Here is a 19635-nt window from a genome sequence, read left to right as displayed (position 1 = left end):
CCAGCTGACAGGGAGAGAGAGTGCCTCTCTCCCGGTTTTTATCATATGGGGCGAATTCCCATGCCATTCAACCGGTTGATGCGGCGGTCCGGCGATGAGTGCGCCCCATCAGGGTCACTTCAAGGTGTCGTAACGGGCGACGATGGCACGCACTATCTCGCTGTCGGCGGCAAGGCCTGTCACCCGGGCCAGGGCCTGGGCCGGGCCAAGCTCTGCCAGCAGGCTCTGCAGCTCCACCGCCTGGGGGTCATCGGCGTTGCGATAGTGCAGCGCCGCGGCTATCCCCTCCTGCAGGTGATCGCTCGGCAGGCCGTACTCCAGGGTGCCGAGCAGCGGCTTCACCAGCCGATCCCCCGCCGCCAGCTTGCGCAGCGGCTGACGGCCGACCCGATCAATCTCGTCCACCAGATAGGGGTTGGCGAAGCGGGCCAGGATCTTCTCGATATAGGCGGCGTGCAGACGGGGATCGAAGCCGTAACGCTTCACCAGCACGGCTCCGCTCTCCTCCATGGCGCGGCGCACCTTGCTGCGGATCACAGGATCTTCAATCGCCTCGCGTATGGTGCGATAGCCCCGCAGCTTGCCGAGGTAGGCGGTGACTATGTGGCCGGTGTTGAGGGTGAACAGCTTGCGCTCGACGAAGGCCATCAGGTTGTCGGTGGGCTCCATGCCCGCCACCTGCGGCAGTTCACCCTTGAACTGGGTCTGATCGACGATCCACTCGCTGAAGCTCTCCACCGTCACTTCCAGCGGATCGTCGTTGGCCGCCGCCGGTGGCACTATGCGATCCACCGCCGAGTCGACGAAGCCGACGCAGGATTCGAGCGTGGCATGATACGCGACCGGCAGGAACTTGAGTACCTCCTGCTTGAGATGGCTGGTGCCGCGCACCATGTTCTCGCAGGCGATGACGTTGAGCGGGGTCAGGTTGCCGGCATCGAAGCGGGCCTGCAGCCCCTTGGCCAGGGTGCTGGCAATCTTGTCCAGAATGTTGGGGCCGACCGCTGTGGTGACCAGATCGGCGGTGATGATGCGGGCGATCACCTCGTGACCGGCGGAGCTGACCGCCGCCACGTTGCGCACCACGTCCAGCTTCTGATCCGCCCCCACCACGTGCACCTTGTACTCCTGGCGGTGGTTGAGCTGATCGATCAGGGTCTCGTTGACGTCGGCGAAGGTGACCTGGTGGCTGGCGTCCGCCAGCAGTTTTCCAATGAAGCCACGACCTATATTGCCGGCACCAAAATGCAATGTTTTCATGATATTAACCTCTACAACCAAAGACGATGAAGGACGATTACGCAGCCTGTTCGGCACCCAGCAGATCCAGAAACTCCTGGGGATCCTGGGTGCTGGCCAGCCGGTCGATGAGACCGGGTTCATCCAGTGCATTGGTCAGGCGGGTTATCACCTGCATGTGCTCGTCGTTGCGGGCGGCGATGCCGATCACCAAGCGCGCCACTTCATCGGCCGCCTCGCCGAAGGCGACCCCGGCCGGATACTGGCAGATGACGATGCCGGTACGCTTCACGAACTCCTTGGCGGCTATGGTGCCGTGGGGCACGGCGATGGACTCGCCGAGGTAGGTTGAGACCAGCTGCTCGCGCTCCAGCATGGCGTTGACGTAGTCGGGTGCCACGTAGCCCCGCTCCGCCAGCAGCTTGCCGGCAGCCCGGATGGCGGCCTCCTTGTTGTCGGCCTTGAGCCCCAGGTGCACGTCCTGACGGCTCAGGGTGAACACCTCGCTGGCCTGCGGCTCGTAGTGGTCGTCGTTGGCCGCCACCAGCAGCTGGGGGTGGGCGACGTCATCGTTGGCGGCCTGGGTCAGGCTCTGCACCAGCTCCTGATAGAGGCCGTTGTCGAGGAAGTTGGTGAGCGAGATGTGGTGGGCGTGCGGCGCATGGCGACGGGCCCGCTCGGTCAAGTCCTTGTGGGTGATGACCCAGTCCACCTGATCGTCGAGCTGATCGATGGCGCGGTTGGTGACGCTGATGTCGAGCCCGGCGGCCTGCACCCGCTTGCGCAGCATGCCGGCGCCCATGGCGCTGGAACCCATGCCCGCATCGCAGGCAACCACGATATTGCGCACCGCCATCAGTTCACCGCCCGGCTTCTTGGCCGCCGCGGTTTCGGGTTTGGCACCCTTCATGGCTTTCATCTTGCGAGTGGCTTCACCCAGGGCATCGGCCTCGTCGGCTTCCGGCTGCTGGGCGCGCACGAACACGGCGGCGACCAGGAAGGAGACCAGGGTCGAGCAGATGATGGAGAGCATGACCCCGATCAGGGAGGCTTTCGGCGTCATCAAGAGTACGGCGAAGATGGAGCCCGGCGAGGCGGGGGAGACCAGACCCGCGTTGAACAGGGTCAGGGTGAAGACCCCTGTCATGCCACCGGCGATCACCGCCAGTATGAGGCGCGGGTTCATCAGCACGTAGGGGAAGTAGATCTCGTGGATGCCACCGAAGAAGTGAATGATGGAGGCACCGGCGGCGGACTGTTTGGCGGCACCGCGACCGAACACCATGTAGGCCAGCAGCACGCCCATGCCCGGGCCCGGGTTCGCTTCGATCAGGAAGAAGATGGACTGGCCATGCTCGGTCGCTTGCTGGATCCCCAGCGGCGAGAAGATGCCGTGGTTGATGGCGTTGTTGAGGAACAGGATCTTGGCTGGTTCGACGAAGATGGAGGTGAGCGGCAGCAGGTTGTTGTCCACCAGGAAGCCGACGCCACCGGCCAGCACGCCGGAGAGCACCTTGACGAAGGGGCCGATCACGAAGAAGGCGAGGATCGCCAGCAACATGCCGATGAGGCCGGCGGAGAAGTTGTTGACCAGCATCTCGAAGCCGCTCTTGACGCGCCCTTCCATCACCTTGTCGAAGCGCTTGATGGCCCAGCCACCGAGCGGACCGACCATCATGGCACCCATGAACATGGGGATGTCGGTCCCCACTATGACGCCCATGGTGGTGATGGCACCGACCACGCCGCCCCGTTCACCGCCCATCAGCTTGCCGCCGGTATAGCCAATCAGCAGCGGCAGCAGGTAGGTGATCATGGGGCCGACCAGCTTGGCCAAGGTTTCGCTTGGCAGCCAGCCGGTGGGAATGAAGAGGGCGGTAATGAAGCCCCAGGCGATGAAGGCGCCTATGTTGGGCATGACCATATTGGACAGGAAGCGTCCAAAATTCTGTATCTTGACTTTGGTATCCGGTGATAACATGTCGGGACCCCGTTTTAAGCCTGTTTGATTAAAAGTGGTAGTCGGGATGACGGGTTTTGCCGAACCCCCATCCCAGTCGTCTAAGCAACTTCAATCTACCAGCTTGTGATCAAATTAGGCTGAAAACGGGGTGTCTTGTGACGCACCTCTCAAATACCCAGACCACCCCCCTCCCTTCATGGTGACGCCGATCACATTCAGGCGCTGTAGTTCGGCTACATTTCGAACTTTTCTGCCGAGTACGCAGATTTAATGTGATTAAGATCACCTTATGTGGTTTGCGCAAACTGGCTGTCAATGTGATTTGCATCACAAATACATTATTTGTATTCAAATGGGGCGATCTCAGTGACCCCCAATCAGCGAGTCAGGGCGATGAATCCTTCGCTTTATGTCATTAATCATCAATGAATCAATTATTTTGTAACCCACTTTCAGTTTTCCACTCAGATCCCTCAGCCGCACAGCCGGCGCATCACCCCCTCCAGCAGGCCCCGATCGAAGCGCTTATTCCACAAATTGGCAAACAGCAGAGCCGCCAGGGCGAAGAGGGCGGCGGCCAGCACCACCTCGGGCAGATCCTGCCCCTGCAGCCAGCCCAGTGCTTCCAGCACGCCCAGGCCGATCATGATGTGGGCAATATAGAGGGTCAGCGTCTGCCGTCCGACCGGCAGCCAGACCCGCCACCAGCGCGCATGGGGCAGGGCGCGGCCGAGCCAGAGGCAGAGCGCGATCAGGGTGCTGGCCGCCCCCATGCCAAACAGCAGGTAGAGCGGGGCCGGAGGTATGGGTTGGGTCGCCAGCAGAGGCGCCAGCTCAGGCTGGGGAAACAGTGTCAGCAGCCAGAGCGACAGCCCCTTGGCCAGCCCCATGGCACTCAGCCCGCCGACCAGCAGCCTGCGCTGTACGGTTGCACTCGCGAGGGCCTGGCGGCTCAACCAGAGGCCGTAGAGCAGAAAGCTCAGCCAGGGCACCACGGGGTGCCAGCCATTGAACAGCAGATTGCGGGCAAAGCCGTGCAGGGTCCAGAACTCGGGATAGCTGAAGCTGTGCCACTGCCAGCCCTGATCGTAATTGAAGTGAAACAGCAGGCTGACGAAGCCCGCCGCCAGCAAGGGGATCAGGGCGAGCAGCCAGAGGGAGGGCAGCCGCAGACAGCAGGCCCCCAGCAGGAAGTAGACGGCGTAGTAGTGGATGATGTCGGCCGGAAACACCAGGTAGTTGAGCAGCCCCAGGATCAGCAGGAACAGAGCCCGCCTGGCGGTGTGGTGCATGGCTGCCGGCCAGCTCAGCTTGCGGGTCGACAGACCCAGGCCTATGCCTGCCAGCACCACGAAGCTGGCGGCGGAGCGCCCCTCCAGCGCATCCAGCAGGGTTTTGAGCCAGTCAGGCCCGCCCGTCAGCACCCCCATGGCGATGCGAAAGTTCACCAGCACCATGCCGAGCAGGGCCAGGGCGCGGGCCAGATCCAGTCCTTCCAGTCGATTGAGCGGGGAGGTCATGATGGCGACTCCTTGGGGTGATCAGCTGGCCGGGCCCAGCAGCTGGTCCAGCAGCTGGGGCAGTCGTTGTACGATCGGCGCCTGCTCCGGGTGCAGGGCCAGGGCGTGGCGCAGGGCCTGCCCCTCCAGTGCATCCAGCAGCAGCTGGGCCGTGAGATCCGGCACCAGGCGGGCAGCCAGCTCCCCCGCCTGCTGGCCACGGCGCACCGCAGCGGCCAGGGCATCACACAGCTGGCGCTGGTTGCTGGCAAAGGTGGCCGCCATCTCGGGGTGGCGGGTCAGCTCGGCCAGGATCTCGGTGCCGAGCAGCAGGTTCTCCGGGGTCAGCGACCAGGTCAGATAGCCGGCGGCGAAGCGGGCCAGCGCCGCGCGGGCCGGTCCCCGGGTCAGCTCATCCAGCAGGGGTTGCAGCTCGGCCGCCTCCAGCGAGGCGATCAGGGCGATCAGATCCTCCTTGCGGGCGAAGTGGTTGTAGAGGTTGCCCAGACTCACTCCGGCGGCGGCGGCTATGTCGCGCATCCCGGTCTGGTGGAAGCCCCGCTCGATGAAGCAGCCGAGGGCGGCCTGGATGATCTGCTCCCGCCTCTGCTCCAGGCGGTTGTGATTGATGGACATGGCCGGTTTCCCCTCTGCTGGTCCAAGTCTTATGAGCGAACGTTCGTTCATTTGTGGTGTTCACCTTATCCCCGGTGTGAAAAATAAGCAAGCCACAGGTGGCCAAGGGGACGCACCTTCTCGGTCGGCAGGCTCAGGGGCAAGCCATGCCTCCGCCGAGCCGCCCTTACCCCAGCCTTCAAGCCGGTCAGCGCCGTGACTGGGAGGGTGAGCGCTCCCCTGACCATCGCCTCATAGGGCCGCCTGCTCAGCACTCGCCTGTTGGCTCAAGGGGGCCATGGAGAGGGCTGGTTGCGGGCGGGGGTATCCTCTTTCTGCTGGCCGTGAACAACGGCCATAAAAAAGCCCGCAGGGTTGCGGGCTTTATGGATATCCAGTTGCTGACGCCGGGCTTATTCCGCCTTGGGGGCGGCCTCTGCAGGAGCGTCAGTGCTCTCGGTCACTGCGCTGTCGGCCACAGGGGCTTCCGGTGCCGGACCCGGCACCAGATCCACCGCCGGTTTGGCGATGAGGGAGCGGGTATCTTCTACCGCCTCGGTCAGCTTGACCTCGATGATCTGGCCCAGCTCATAGACCACTTCGGTCTTGTCCAGGTAGACGCGGCCGTTGTCCCAGTTGCACTCCAGCCGCTCCTTGTTGTCCAGGATGTGGCGGGCGGGCATGAAGACCACGGCACCGTTTTCCTGCAGACGCAGTTTGAGACCGGCGCGCATCACGTCGATGATCTCGGCGTTGAACACCTTGTCGGTGCCGGCATCGGCCTTGAGGTAACGGACATAGAGCCAGTCGCCGATGTCGCGCTCCACCCTGCGGTGCAGGCGGCGGCACTCGGTCAGGTGCTCGGTCAGCTCCTGGCTTGGGCGCTCACCCGGGGTCTTGCCGGCGATGACGGCCTTGAGCAGGCGATGGTTGACCATGTCGCCGTACTTCCGAATAGGTGAAGTCCAGGTAGCGTAGGCATCCAGGCCCAGGCCGTAGTGGGCACCCGGCTCGGCGGACATCAGCGCATAGCTCTGGAAGCGGCGGATCTTGCCGTCCAGCCAGCGGGTATCCAGGCTGTCGATCCAGCGGCGCAGGGCGCAGAAGCCGGACAGGCTGGCGATCTCTTCCTTCTCGAACGGGGCCTCGGCGCTTTTCAGCAGGTCGATGGCGCCGTCGAGGGACTCTTCATCGAACCCTGTGTGGACGTTGAAGATGCCGTAGCCGACGCTCTTGCCTAGCACGCGACCGGCGCAGATGTTGGCGGCGATCATCGACTCTTCGATCATGCGGTTGGCGATGCGGCGCGGCTCCAAGTGGATGGCCAGCACGGCGCCGTTTTCACCCAGCTCGAAGTCGTAGTCGGGTCTGTCCGGGAACACCAGGGCGTGCTCGGTACGCCATGCGATGCGTGCCTCCGTCATCGCCTTCATCAGTGGCAGCTGGGCCATGACGTCTGCGTCTATGTCCAGTGCCTTGCCATGCTCGGCCCAGTCGGAGACCTCGTCATAGTTGAGGCGGGCGTGGGAGCAGATGCGGGCGGCGAAGAATTCGGTCTCTTCCAGCAGCAGGCCATCTTCGGCGATCAGCAGGCGGGCGCACAGGGTGTTGCGCTCCTCGCCCTCTTTCAGGGAGCAGAGCTCGTCCGAGAGGGTGCGCGGGATCATGGGCACGTTGCGGCCCGGCATGTAGACGGTGAAGGCGCGCTGGGCGGCTTCCTTGTCCAGCTCGCTGCCTTCGGCCACATAGGCGGTCGGATCGGCGATGGCGACCAGCAGTTCCCAGCCGTTGTCCAGCTTGCGGATGGCCAGGGCGTCATCCATGTCCTTGGTCTTGGCGCCATCTATGGTGAAGAAGGGGGTCGCGGTCAGGTCGGTGCGCGGCAGCTCTTCCTCTTCGATGACGTTCCACTCGGGCAGGTCGGCCGGTTCAATCTGGGCCAGGTTGTGGCGCGCCAGCACCACCCACCAGGGTACGTTGTGGTCTTCCTGATCGGCGATCTTGTGGCTGATCTCGGCGGAGAAGTTGCCATCACTCAGGGCGTGGCGCTTGAGGGTCGCTACCACCCAGTCCCCTTCCTTGAAGGACTTCTCATCCAGACCCTTCTTGGCGCGGGCCTTGATGGCGTCCTTGATCAGCGGATGGTCCGGCACCACGTTGAGGCGATCGCGGAACATCTTCACGCGACCGACGAAGCGGGTCACCGCCTGCTCCAGCAGGGCATCCGGCTCGGCCACTTCCTTCTCTTTTTCGGTACGGATCAGGGCGCTCACCCGGTCACCGTGCATCACCTTCTTCATGTAGGGAGGCGGCACGAAATAGCTGGTCTTCTCATCGACTTCCAGAAAGCCGAAGCCCCGGTCCGAGGCGCGGATCACACCCTCTTTCTTGGGGATGTTTTCGCGGATTTGTTGCTTGAGCTGGGCCAGCAGCGGATTGTCTTGGAACATAAGTGAGGAACCTGAAGTGGAAAACCTGGGTGGAGACCTGATGAAGGATCGCCCAGCACTATACGTTTTTACCCCTCCAAAGCCAAGGTGAATGGCCCCGTCAGCCCCTGTGCAGTGCGTGGCGCCCCTGATCGATCAGGCGCTGGGAGATCTGTTTGTGCAGCCCCCGCTCCAGCACCCAGCGGTGCCAGTAGAGGCGCTCGACCAGGTGATGCTGCGGGCTGAGATCGAGCAGGCTGCCCTGGGTCAGCTGCTGGCGGATCTGCAGTTCGGGGATGAGGCAGTAGGCGAGCCCCTGCTCGGCCATGGCGACGAAGGCCTCCGACGAGCGCACCGTGTGGCAGGGATAGCCGCCGGGCTCCAGCCCGAAGTGGCGTGCCATGAAGCTGACGTGCATGTCGTCACGCTGATCAAACGCCACCGCCGGCGCCTTGGCCAGCGCTGCCCGGGTCATGCCATTTGGAAAATGGCGGGCGACGAAGGCGGGACTGGCGGTGAGCAGGTAGTGCATCTCGCCGAGCTCGTCGACGCAGCAACCCGCCAGCGGCTGGCCGTGCAGGCTGACGGCGCCGAAGGCCTGCCCCTCGCGCACCCGGTCCAGGGTGCGGCACTCGTCATCCACCAGCAGGTTCAGCTCTATGGGGTGCTGCTCCAGCAGAGGTGCGAGGGCTGGCAGGAACCAGGTCGCCAGACTGTCGGCGTTAACCGCTATGCTGACCCGGATCGGGGCCTGGGGTTCGTCGGGTGCTATCTCGCCGGCCAGCTCCAGTTCCAGCTGGCGCACCTGGCGGTAGTGGGCCAGCAGCTTCTGGCCGAGAGGGGTCGCCTGTAGTGGTTGACTGCGAATGAGCAGCGGCTCGGCGAATTGCTGCTCCAGCTGCTTGATGCGCTGGGAGATGGCGGACTGGGTGATGTGCAGGCGCTGGGCGGCCCGCTCGAAGTTTTGTTCCTGCATCACGGCATCCAGTGCCAGCAGCAGCTTGTAATCCAACGCCTTCATCAGCATTCCTTATCCGTACAGGTATTGAGAAGGGATGCTACTGGAGTGGCGACCGCAGGACAACACTGTGCTGGCCGGATCGCCGACAGGCCCGGCTGGCGTGGTGTGCGGGGTGAAAGCGGGTTTGTCACTGTGAGATGTGACAGTGGTGGTCAAAAGATATTCAGGGGATACTCTTTTGCGTCCGTTTTTGCATGGGGTGGAAACGGGCCATAGCGAGAACTTTTAATCCCGGGTCTTATCCCGGGATTTTTTTATGACGACTCTCACTCAGTGACCAGCTCGCGGGCATCGGCATACTCGCCCTGCATGGGCCGGCCGACGGCACGGGCGAAGCGCTCATCCAGATGGAAGCGGATACCGACCCCGCGCACGGCCCCAAGATCCACCGCCTGACGGTGGCCGAGTCGCTCGATGGGCAGGCCGAGACGGCGGAAGATGCGCTCCACCGGCAGGCTGACCACGGCGACGAGCTCCCGGATCCCCTTCGCCCTGGCGAAGGCATAGACCTCGCGGAAGATGATGCAGGTCAGTTCGCTGATGCCGTTGCCGAGCCGGGGAGCCCGTTCGGCATCGATGGCGAGGCGGGTCAGTTCCCAGACGTCGTTGCTGCGCGGTGGCGCCTCACCGGCGAGGGCGCTGGGGAATATGCTGGGCAGCATGTAATCCTGGGCGCAACTGAGCAGCCGGATGCAGCCACACAGGCCCTCTTCGTCCTCGATCAGCACCCAGTGGGTGTCCGGGGTATCGAAGCTGTCCTGCTCCAGACCACGGTGGGACTCCACATCCCAGCCGAGGCGATCGGAGAAGACGCGATTACGGAAGCGATAAAGCTCGTTTTCTACCTCCCATCTGGGGTGTTCTTTTAATTTTCCTTTGAAAACAAGCATTCAGATGTCTCCATTTCAGTGTTCGGCGCTATAATCGAGGCCCTGGCCAGGGGGGCTAGCATATGAAACAAGACCAACTGCTTGAGTACCTCGAACATTTCACTTCGGTAACGGACGGGGATCGTTTGGCCGAGTTGATCGGTCGGTTCACGCTCGGTATGGGCTATGACTACTACCGGTTCGCGCTGATCATTCCCATGTCGATGCAAAGGCCCAAGGTGGTGCTGTTCAATCAGTGCCCCGACTCCTGGGTGCAGGCCTATACGGCCAACCATATGCTGGCCTGTGATCCCATCATTCAGCTGGCCCGCAAGCAGACCTTGCCCATTTATTGGAACCGGCTGGAAGGACGGGCGCGTTTTCTGCAAGAGGGCAGTCTGGATGTGATGGGGTTGGCGGCGGAGTTCGGGCTGCGCAACGGCATTTCGTTTCCGCTGCACGGTGCGGCGGGGGAAAACGGCATACTGTCGTTCATCACCGCCGAGCGGGCGTCGAGCGATCTGCTGCTGGAGTCCTCGCCCATCCTCTCCTGGATGTCCAACTACATCTTCGAGGCGGCGATCCGGATTGTGCGGGTCAGTCTGCGGGAAGATGACCCTCAGGAGGCCCTGACTGACCGGGAGACGGAATGCCTGTTCTGGGCCAGTGAAGGGAAAACGTCGGGTGAAATTGCCTGCATCCTGGGGATCACGGAACGCACCGTGAACTACCACCTCAATCAGGTCACCCGTAAAACGGGGTCGATGAATCGCTACCAGGCCATCGCCAAGGGGGTGAGCAGTGGCATTTTGCTGCCCAATCTGGAGCAGGTCGTTGTCACCAACTTCCCCAAGTTGATGCAATAAAACTCAATGATTCTCGGGGCAGAGCGACAGGCTCACAATTGTCAGATCATGCAATTGACAGTTGGTGCCGGATGGAATTCATCCCTGCCCTCAGAAATCCAGCTGATTAGGAAAATGAATCCATCAGCAGATTTATGAATTTCTCTGAACACCCCGCCGACCTTTATAGTGCCGTCCAATCCCTCTTCTGGACGTTCAATCCATGTTCGCAACTAGCCTGCAAGGCTTCACCCTCGGCCTTGCCATGATCATTCCCATCGGAGCCCAGAACGCCTTCGTGCTGAGCCGGGGCATACACCGCAACCACCATCTGCTGGCGGCGACGCTCTGCTGCCTGTGTGATCTCGTGCTGATCGGGATCGGGGTGTTCGGCGGTGCCAACCTGCTGGCGGCCAGCCCTATCGGACTGGCGCTGCTGACCTGGGGCGGCGTGCTGTTTCTCGGCTGGTTCGGCATCCGTTCCCTGCGCAGCGCCTGGCGCGGGCAGGGGGCTGCGCTTGCGGACTCGCCGCAGTTGATGGGGGTCAAGAGCGTGCTGGCCATGACGCTCGGGGTGACCCTGCTCAATCCTCACGTCTATCTGGATACCCTGATGCTGCTCGGCTCCTTCGGCAGCCAGTTTGCCGAGGAGTTGCGGCCGGCCTTTGCGGCCGGGGCCATGCTGGCCTCTCTGGTCTGGTTCTACAGCCTGGCGTTTGGCGCGGCTGCGCTCTCGCCCTGGCTTGCTCGCGGCAGGGTTCAGCAAGCTATTGATACCATTGTTGGTTTCATCATGCTCGGGTTGGCGTTGCAACTGGCGAGCGGGGCTTTGCTGGCCTCATAAGGCTATTTTTGTGCCGTACCTCATAAAAATTAATCCCGGCTTCATGCCCTGACATATTCGTCTGTTAAATTCCCGTCGCTGGTAAAGCGACACTCATAATAAAAGGGACAAGACAGTGAATAAAACCATGAAGCTGGGTGCTATTGCAGCCATCGTGCTGTTGTCTGCCTGTAGCAACGAAAACGACAGCAAGGCGCAACCGGGAGCGGTTGCCCTGCGTCTGATCCAGACCTCCGATATCCACTCCAACGTGCTGGGGTATGACTACTACCAGAACAAGGAGGATCGCAAGTTTGGCTTCTCCCGCACCGCGCTGCTGATCCGCGCGGCCCGCGCCGAAAACCCCAACAACCTGCTGCTCGACAACGGTGACCTGATCCAGGGCACGCCGCTGGCGGATTACATCTTCGAGCAATCCGGTGCCGGCTACCTCGACAAGCAGGCCCATCCTGTGTTCAAGGCCATGAACGAGATCGGCTATGACGCCGGCAACCTGGGCAACCACGAGTTCAACTACGGGCTGGATTACCTCACCAAGACACTGCAGGGCGCCAAGTTCCCCTATGTGAACGCCAACGTGTTCGAGGCGGGCGCCTTCAAGCGCGATGCCAAGGGGCAGATCGACTGGAGCGGCAACAAGTTCAAGCCCTACCTGCTGCTTGAGCGCAAGGTGAAGGATGACAAGGGCCAGCTGCAGACCGTCAAGGTGGGCATACTGGGGCTGACCCCGCCGCAGGTGCTGCAGTGGGACAAGCGTCATCTGGAGGGCAAGGTGGTGGTGGCCGACATGGTCGAGACCGCCAACCACTATGTGCCCGAGCTGCGTGCCAAGGGCGCCGATATAGTCGTGGTGGTGGCCCATACCGGCATCAACGCCAGCAGCTACGAGGCCATGATGGAGAACTCCGCCTGGCATCTGGCCAAGGTGAAAGGGGTGGATGCCCTGATGCTGGGCCACGCCCACAAGAACTTCCCAGGCGACTTCCCGGATCTGCCGGAGGTGGACAACCAGGCCGGTACCCTGAGCGGCGTGCCGACCGTGATGCCCGGCTACTGGGGCAACCACCTCGGTATCATAGACCTCACCCTGCAGCAGGTAGACGGCAAGTGGCAGGTGAAACAGAGCCAGGCCAGCCTGCGCAAGATCGACTCCAGCGAAGGCAGCGCCGTGGATCAGCGGGTGGTGGACCTGGTGCAGGCCGATCACGACGCCACCAACCAGTGGCTGGACGAGCCGCTCGGCAAGATCACCTCCTCCATCCACAGCTTCTTCGCCCTGGTGCAGGATGACCCTTCGGTGCAACTGGTGAGCGATGCCCAGCGCCGCTACGCCGAACAGCTGCAACAGGACGGTCTGCTCAAGGAGTCCTACCCGATCCTGTCGGTGGCGGCGCCCTTCCGCGGCGGTCGCAACGGCATCAACGACTTCACCTATGTGGCCCAGGGCGACATCTCCCTGCGCAACGTCTCCGACCTCTACATCTACCCGAACACCCTGCAGGTGGTCGAGGTGAACGGGGCCACCGTCAAGGAGTGGCTGGAGATGAGCGCCGGTCAGTTCAACCAGATAGATACCGGCAAGACAGAGGTGCAGTGGCTGGTGAACGAGAAGTTCCCCACCTACAACTTCGACGTGATCGACGGGGTGAACTACGAGGTGGATATCACCCAGCCGGCCCGTTATAGCAAGGAAGGGGCCAAGGTCAGCGATGGTCAGCGCATCAGCGGGCTCACCTTCAACGGTCAGCCCATGGATCCGGCCCAGAAGTTCTACGTGGTGACCAACAACTACCGCGCCAGCGGTGGCGGCCACTTCCCGGGCATAGACGGCAGCAACATAGTGCATGAAGATCCCTCCGAGACGCGGGAGATCATAGCCCAGTACCTGAAGGCCCAGTCTGCCGACAATCCGGGTGGTTTCAGCCCGGCGGCCAACAACAACTGGCATATGAAGGTACTGCCGGCCAACGTGGACGTGCGGCTCTACTCCTCTCCCCGCGAAGAGGCCAGGCAGCTGGCCGGTGCGGATCTGGAGTACAAGTCCACCCTGCCGATGGACGATGCCAAGCACCCCGGCTACGCCATCTTCCGCCTGATCCGTCAGTAATGCCTGACTGACACCGGCGATAAAAAAAGCCCTCGCAGTGCGAGGGCTTTTTCGTGGGCGGCTGCTGGCCTGTGCTTAGTTCACTACGGCCACGTTGATGCTGCCATTGCCCTGGGTCATGCGTACCCGGGCGCCCGGCACGAAGGTGGGGCTGGCTTTTTGCACCACTACGATGGATTCGCCGTTCTCTTTCTTGATCTCGAGCTCGACGCCATCGACCTGATTGAACTTGTCACCGGCGGCCTTGCCGGCGGCGGCCCCGGCGATGGCGCCACCGGCGGCGGCGATGTCGCTGCCGCGACCGCCCCCTATGGTGCTGCCGAGCAGGCCGCCGACCACGGCGCCGCCTATGGTGCCGACCAGGGAGTTCTCATCGGCCTGGATCTTGACCGGGCGGGTGGAGAGTATGGTGCCGTAGCTGACGGTCTGGACCTGCTTGGCACGATCCTTGGTGTAGACATCACCGGAGTAGACGTCGCTGTTGGCACAGCCGCTGAGGGTGGTGGCTGTGGTGGCGGCCAACAAGGCGATAAGGGTGATACGTTTCAACATGATGGGCCTCCTGGGCTGGCATCTGATCTGGTTAATTCGGTCAGTGAGTTCAACTTTACGCCAACCGGATTGGGCATGAAACCAGCAAAGTGTAACCAATTATAAGACCCGGGCGCCGCAAATCCCGTCAGCAGTGGCTCAGCCGAGCCGTTTTTCCAGCAGCAGGCGATCCTCGCCCGGGCCGAAATAGTCGCGCTCCTCGGCCAGTTGCTGATAACCGAGTCGAAAGTAGAGGCGTTGGGCCGGATTGGCGGGATCCACCGTCAGTTTGATCCGATCGATCCCCAGTTTTGCCAGTCCCTGCTCCACCTGCAGCATCATGCGCTCGGCCAGGCCGAAGCCGCGCGCCTCGGGCAACACAGCCAGGGAGAGCAGCCAGCCCTGCGACCGATCCTGTCCCAGCCCGCCCAGGGCATAGCCCAGCAGTTTGCCGTCCAGCTCGGCCACCAGCAGCAGCTCGGGCCAGAGATCCATGGCCTGACGGAAGAAGAAACCGGGGTAGACATCCTCCCCGAAGACATTGACGTCTATCTGCCAGATGGCGTGCATGTCGGCGTGGCGGGCCACTCTCAAAACGGGGGGCTGATGCATCCGGGCTCCTGTCATTGCGTGCGTGCTGCCGTGCGGCAGTCAAAAAGGAGTCACAGGTTAGTGGGCCATCCGGGCTGATGCAAGCGGGTCTGGTGATGGGGGCGGGCGTCGCAGCTTGCCCGGTTCAGGGCGGCAGGGGCCGGTTGCTGGGCAATCTGGGGGCCTTGCGGCGGCTGTCCAGCAGGTGGCGCAGGGCGAGCCAGGGGTGATGCCACAGCATGCGCGGGCCGCTCCACTTCATGATCAGCTGTATCTGTTTGCGCATGGCCGGGGCGTAGCAGTGGATGTTGCAGTTGGCACAGGTGGGTTTGTGGCCGTGGCCATAGCGGCAGCGCCGCAGGCGCTGGTGGGCGAAGGCTTGCAGCTGCTGGCAGTGGCGGCAGGCGGGATCCTGATGATGGTGGTCGCAGTAGAGGCGGATCATGGCGCTGACCGTCTGCTGCTCCCGCTTGAGCCTGGGGTGCTCGGGTGCCTTGCGGGCACGGGGCTGGCGCACGGGATCGGGGTGATGGGTTTTCATGGGGGTCATTGTCCTGACCTGCCCCGGCGGGGTCTTGATACAGGTCAAGCCGGCGGGCAAAAAAACAGGGCCCGCGGGCCCTGTCTCATCAGACAACTCTGCTTGTCTGCGCTTAGATGAGGCTGGTTGCCTGTTCCAGCCAGGCGAGATCCTCGCCCTCCAGCAGCGGGCTCAGGCGGCGGAACACCTCGACATGGTATTCGTTGATCCAGCGGAACTCGGCCGGGCTCAGCAGGCTGCGCTCGATGAGGCGGGTATCGAACGGCACGTAAGTCAGCCGCTCGAAGCCCAGCATCGACAGCTCGCCGATCTGCTCCTGCTCGGTCACCACCACCAGGTTCTCGCAGCGGATGCCGAACGCATCTTCCCGGTAGTAACCCGGCTCGTTGGAGAGCACCATGCCCGGCTGCAGGGCCACCAGGCTGCCCTTGGGGGCGATGCGCTGCGGGCCTTCGTGCACGCTCAGGAAGTGGCCGACGCCGTGGCCTGTGCCGTGGTCATAGTTGTAACCGGCCTGCCACAGCGGCATGCGGGCCAGTACGTCGAGCTGGATGCCGGCGGTGCCGCGCGGGAAGCAGGCCTGATCCAGCGCGATATGACCCTGCAGCACCCGGGTGAACATGGCCTTGTGCTCGTCGGTGACCTCACCCACCTTGACGGTGCGGGTGATGTCGGTGGTGCCGTCCAGATACTGGGCGCCGGAGTCCACCAGATAGATGCTGTCCTGACCGAAGGCGCGCGGTGTGCCGTTGGTGTGACGGTAGTGGCACATGGCGGCGTTGGGGCCCAGTGCCGAGATGGTATCGAAGCTCGGCTCGACGTAGTGCTCCTGCTCGTGGCGGAAGGCTTCCAGCTGGTCCGCCAGTGTGCCTTCGTCCACCCCTTCAAACTCGCCGGCGGCGATCAGCCGATCCAGCCAGGCGAGGAAGCGGGTGACGGCGACGCCATCGCGCAGGTGGGCGCGCTGCATGCCGGCCAGCTCAACGGCGTTCTTGCACGCCTTCGGCAGCATGGTCGGATCCTGGCCGGCCACCAGGATGGCGCCCGCCTCTTCCATGATGAGCTGGGTCCAGGCGTTGGCCGTGTTGGGGTCGGCCAGCACTTTTTGCTGGTCTTCCCCTATGCGTTGCAGCACGTCACCCAGCTTGTCGATGGGGTAGACGGAGACATCCTGCCCTACGTGCTGGCTGAAGGCGAAGCAGTCGATCTTGTCAGTGTCGACGAAGAAATCCATGCTGGTGTTGGCGTAGAGCACGGCAAAGCCCAATACCACCGGCAGCCGCTCCACGTCGCGACCGCGCAGGTTGAGCAGCCAGTTGATGGGCTCGGCCTGGGTCAGCAGCACCGCATCCAGCCCGCGTTTGCGCAGATCGCTGGCCAGCAGTTCACGCTTGGCCTGGCTCGACTGGCCCGCCAACTCCTCGCTGTAGAGGATGACTGGGGTCTTGGTGGGGGCGGGGCGATCGCTCCAGTGCAGGTCTATGGGGTTCTGCTCCACGCGTACCAGCTCGATACCGCGCTCGGTCAGCACGGCCCTGGCGTTTTGATACCAGGCCAGGCTGTGCAGGCGGGCATCGAAGCCGACCCGGGAGCCGGACGGCAGCTGATCCGCCAGCCACTGGACGTGGGGATCTTCGTTCAGATGGAGAAACTCAAACAGCTCGGCCGGTGCCTGCATGCGGGCCTGCACCGTGTAACGACCGTCGATGAACAGGGCCGCCCGCTGCGCCATTATGATGGCGAGCCCGGCGGAGCCGTTGAAACCCGTGATCCAGTCCAGACGCTCGGCGTAGGCGGGAATGTACTCGCCCAGGTGCTCGTCATCGTGGGGGACTATGAAGGCGTCCAGCTCTTGTGTGGCCAGTGTGGCCCTGACCTGGGCGACGCGGGTTTCAATAATCTCGAAATGATTCATGTCGTTAATGCCAGATTGTTGTGATGTGAGTGTTCATTGGTGGTGGCCGCTGTCCAGGATCCGCTTGATCGACTGGCCAGCCGCCTCGATATGTTGCTTGAGCAGCACCACGGCCTCGTGTTTGCGACGGGCTCGGCACAGTTCCAGCAATTGGGCGTGTTCACGCTCGGCCTTGTCCACTCCGTCGCTGGCAAACAGCAGCTCGAAGCGCACATAGCGGTCACAGCTCAGATTGATCTGGGCGATCAGCTCCAGCGCCTGGGGGCGGCCGGCAGCCTGATAGAGGGTGGCGTGAAAACTGTGGTTCAATTCGGCCCAGTGTTCGATCTGGGTGCCAGACTCGAGCGCCTGATCAAACTGGGCGAGGATGGCCTGTGCCTTGACGAAGGTCTCCTCCGTCATCATATCCACGGCGTGAAACAGGGTATCGGCTTCCAGCAGGGCTCGCAAATAAAAGAGCTCCTCGATGGCCGAGGCGTCCAGCATGGTGACCACGGCGCCGCGGTGGGCCTCGAACTTCACCAGCCCCTGGGCCTCCAGCTGCATCAGGGCTTCGCGCACCGGAATGCGGCTCACCGCCAGCTCCTTGGCGATGGCATCCTGACGCAGGGGGGCGCCGGCGGGGAATTCGCCACGCAGGATCCGGCCACGGAGATTTTCCATCACCATCTGGGTTCGGGTCTTGTAGGGTGGGGTCATGGTCGGGTCACAGGGGATTCGTTACAAAATTGTATATTGTATAAAGTTGGGCTGAATCTAACGCGCAACCGCCCACAAGGCAAGGTTTGGCGGGGATCAAACGCCGTCCTCTGGTTAAAAAAATACCGGTCAGCAGGGCTGACCGGTATGGATGTCGGCAAGAGAAGGGAGGCTGGTGTTACAGCTGCGGACCCGCAGCAACCAGGCGCTTGCCCTCTTCGTTGTCGGTGAAGCGCTCGAAGTTCTTGATAAAGCGCTGGGCCAGATCCTGGGCCTTGGCATCCCACTCGGCCTTGTTGGCGTAAGTGTCGCGCGGGTCGAGGATCGCCGGGTTCACGTCGTGCAGCGCGGTCGGCACTTCCAGATTGAAGATCGGCAGCACCTTGGTCTCGGCCTTCTCGATGGAACCGTCCAGGATGGCGTCTATGATGGCGCGGGTATCCTTGATGGAGATGCGCTTGCCGGTGCCGTTCCAGCCGGTGTTGACCAGATAGGCTTCTGCGCCGGCCGCTTCCATCCGTTTCACCAGCTCCTGACCGTACTTGGTCGGGTGCAGGCTGAGGAAGGCCGCACCGAAGCAGGAGGAGAAGGTCGGGGTCGGTTCTGTGATGCCACGCTCGGTACCGGCCAGTTTGGCGGTGAAGCCGGACAGGAAGTGGTACTTGGTCTGCTCCTTGGTCAGCTTGGAGACAGGGGGCAGCACGCCGAAGGCATCGGCGGTCAGGAAGATCACCTTGTTGGCATGACCCGCCTTGGAGACCGGCTTGACGATGTTTTCGATGTGATAGATGGGGTAGGAGACCCGGGTATTCTCGGTCTTGGAGCCATCATCGAAGTCGATGGTGCCATCGGCGGCAACGGTCACGTTCTCCAGCAGCGCATCGCGACGGATGGCGTTGAAGATGTCCGGCTCGGCTTCCTTGGAGAGCTTGATGGTCTTGGCGTAGCAACCCCCTTCGAAGTTGAACACGCCGTCGTCGTCCCAGCCGTGCTCGTCATCGCCGATCAGCTGACGCTTGGGATCGGTGGAGAGAGTGGTCTTGCCGGTGCCGGAGAGGCCGAAGAAGATGGCTACGTCGCCGTCCTGACCCACGTTGGCGGAGCAGTGCATGGAGGCAATGCCGCGCAGGGGCAGGAAGTAGTTCATCATGGAGAACATGCCCTTCTTCATCTCGCCACCGTACCAGGTGCCGCCGATGAGCTGGATCTTCTCGGTCAGGTTGAAGGCGACGAAGTTCTCGGAGTTGAGACCCTGCTCCTTCCAGTTCGGGTTGGTGCACTTGGCACCGTTCATCACCACGAAGTCAGGTTTGAAGGCTTTCAGCTCTTCATCGCTTGGGCGAATGAACATGTTCTTGACGAAGTGAGCCTGCCAGGCCACCTCTGTGATGACGCGCACGGCCAGACGGGTATCCGGGTTGGCACCGCAGAAGCCATCAACCACAAACAGGCGCTTGCCGGAGAGCTGTTTGGTCACCAGGGATTTCAGATGTGACCACACTTCCGGGGTAATAGCTTTGTTATCGTTTTTACCCTGGTCAGACCACCACACAGTATTCTGGGTAGTAGCGTCTTTGACGATATATTTATCTTTCGGGGAGCGGCCGGTGAAGATGCCGGTGTTTACGTTGACGGCGCCCAGCTCGGTCACCACGCCGCGCTCGAACCCTTCCAGGTCAGAACGTGTCTCTTCCGCGAAAAGCTGATCGTAAGAGGGGTTGCGAACGATTTCTTGGCTGTTTTTGATACCGTACTGGTCCAGTCCTAATTGTTGGGCCAGGGTGGGTTCTGCCACGATTGTCATTGTATTCTCCTGGGTTCAGAGGTTTGTAGGGTTCTATCTGGCGTTCATCCTATCACTTAGGTGGTAGAGTTTAGCGATCGCCATCAAACTTTATAAAATAGGGTATTTTTTTGTTATTTAAGT

General features: G+C 62.2%; 16 protein-coding genes. 3 read left to right on the top strand and 13 right to left on the bottom strand.

Annotated elements, in window-relative coordinates; translation table 11 throughout:
* Positions 1–114: 114 nt before the first annotated feature.
* From ACM3N8_RS12375 to ACM3N8_RS12345, 7 genes are all read right to left on the bottom strand, one after another.
* The gene (locus ACM3N8_RS12375) at positions 115–1260 is read right to left on the bottom strand and encodes a mannitol-1-phosphate 5-dehydrogenase (protein ID WP_416016185.1); all 1146 of its coding nucleotides are present in this window, start codon (positions 1258–1260) and stop codon (positions 115–117) included.
* A 37-nt stretch (positions 1261–1297) separates the two neighbouring features.
* A complete protein-coding gene (locus ACM3N8_RS12370; protein WP_416016184.1) occupies positions 1298–3220 on the bottom strand; it encodes a PTS mannitol transporter subunit IICBA in 1923 nt (640 codons plus the stop codon).
* 455 nt (positions 3221–3675) lie between these two features.
* On the bottom strand, positions 3676–4722 hold the full coding sequence (locus ACM3N8_RS12365; protein ID WP_416016183.1) for a heparan-alpha-glucosaminide N-acetyltransferase domain-containing protein: 1047 nt from the start codon (positions 4720–4722) through the stop codon (positions 3676–3678).
* 21 nt (positions 4723–4743) lie between these two features.
* Entirely contained in the window at positions 4744–5337 is a 594-nt protein-coding gene (locus ACM3N8_RS12360) for a TetR/AcrR family transcriptional regulator (protein WP_416016182.1), read from the bottom strand.
* Between the two features lie 392 nt (positions 5338–5729).
* Complete coding sequence (locus ACM3N8_RS12355; protein ID WP_416016181.1) at positions 5730–7766, bottom strand: exoribonuclease II; 2037 nt, start codon at positions 7764–7766, stop codon at positions 5730–5732.
* A 100-nt stretch (positions 7767–7866) separates the two neighbouring features.
* Positions 7867–8766, bottom strand: coding sequence for a LysR family transcriptional regulator ArgP (locus ACM3N8_RS12350; RefSeq protein WP_290019670.1), 900 nt, complete (start codon positions 8764–8766; stop codon positions 7867–7869).
* 266 nt (positions 8767–9032) lie between these two features.
* Positions 9033–9656: an acyl-homoserine-lactone synthase gene (locus ACM3N8_RS12345; protein ID WP_290019671.1), complete on the bottom strand. Its 624-nt coding sequence runs from the start codon at positions 9654–9656 to the stop codon at positions 9033–9035.
* 62 nt (positions 9657–9718) lie between these two features.
* Here ACM3N8_RS12345 and ACM3N8_RS12340 point away from each other — a divergent pair, with 62 nt between their 5' ends.
* The 3 genes from ACM3N8_RS12340 (at position 9719) to ACM3N8_RS12330 (ending at position 13431) form a co-directional block, all read left to right on the top strand.
* Positions 9719–10501 (top strand): LuxR family transcriptional regulator, encoded by a 783-nt coding sequence (locus tag ACM3N8_RS12340; RefSeq protein WP_042868909.1) that lies wholly within the window; start codon positions 9719–9721, stop codon positions 10499–10501.
* Between the two features lie 202 nt (positions 10502–10703).
* Positions 10704–11324, top strand: a complete 621-nt coding sequence (gene lysE / locus ACM3N8_RS12335; protein WP_241325688.1) for an L-lysine exporter — start codon at positions 10704–10706, stop codon at positions 11322–11324.
* Between the two features lie 127 nt (positions 11325–11451).
* Complete coding sequence (locus ACM3N8_RS12330; protein ID WP_290019688.1) at positions 11452–13431, top strand: bifunctional 2',3'-cyclic-nucleotide 2'-phosphodiesterase/3'-nucleotidase; 1980 nt, start codon at positions 11452–11454, stop codon at positions 13429–13431.
* Between the two features lie 75 nt (positions 13432–13506).
* Here the strand turns inward: ACM3N8_RS12330 and ACM3N8_RS12325 are convergent, their stop codons facing one another.
* The 6 genes from ACM3N8_RS12325 to pckA form a co-directional block, all read right to left on the bottom strand.
* On the bottom strand, positions 13507–13983 hold the full coding sequence (locus ACM3N8_RS12325) for a glycine zipper 2TM domain-containing protein (RefSeq protein WP_043140749.1): 477 nt from the start codon (positions 13981–13983) through the stop codon (positions 13507–13509).
* Positions 13984–14121: 138 nt separating this feature from the next.
* On the bottom strand, positions 14122–14574 hold the full coding sequence (locus ACM3N8_RS12320) for a GNAT family N-acetyltransferase (protein ID WP_290019672.1): 453 nt from the start codon (positions 14572–14574) through the stop codon (positions 14122–14124).
* A gap of 124 nt (positions 14575–14698) precedes the next feature.
* The gene (locus ACM3N8_RS12315; RefSeq protein ID WP_172955208.1) at positions 14699–15094 is read right to left on the bottom strand and encodes a nitrous oxide-stimulated promoter family protein; all 396 of its coding nucleotides are present in this window, start codon (positions 15092–15094) and stop codon (positions 14699–14701) included.
* Between the two features lie 112 nt (positions 15095–15206).
* Positions 15207–17009, bottom strand: coding sequence for an aminopeptidase P family protein (locus ACM3N8_RS12310; protein WP_290019673.1), 1803 nt, complete (start codon positions 17007–17009; stop codon positions 15207–15209).
* A 33-nt stretch (positions 17010–17042) separates the two neighbouring features.
* The gene (locus ACM3N8_RS12305) at positions 17043–17708 is read right to left on the bottom strand and encodes a GntR family transcriptional regulator (RefSeq protein WP_290019674.1); all 666 of its coding nucleotides are present in this window, start codon (positions 17706–17708) and stop codon (positions 17043–17045) included.
* 178 nt (positions 17709–17886) lie between these two features.
* Positions 17887–19512 (bottom strand): phosphoenolpyruvate carboxykinase (ATP), encoded by a 1626-nt coding sequence (gene pckA, locus ACM3N8_RS12300; protein WP_043140762.1) that lies wholly within the window; start codon positions 19510–19512, stop codon positions 17887–17889.
* Positions 19513–19635 lie beyond the last annotated feature (123 nt).

This window comes from Aeromonas sp. A04 (assembly GCF_047780465.1).
Lineage (GTDB): Bacteria > Pseudomonadota > Gammaproteobacteria > Enterobacterales > Aeromonadaceae > Aeromonas > Aeromonas bestiarum.
Note: the sequence above shows the minus strand (reverse complement) of the source record. Positions and strands in the feature narration are given on the sequence as shown.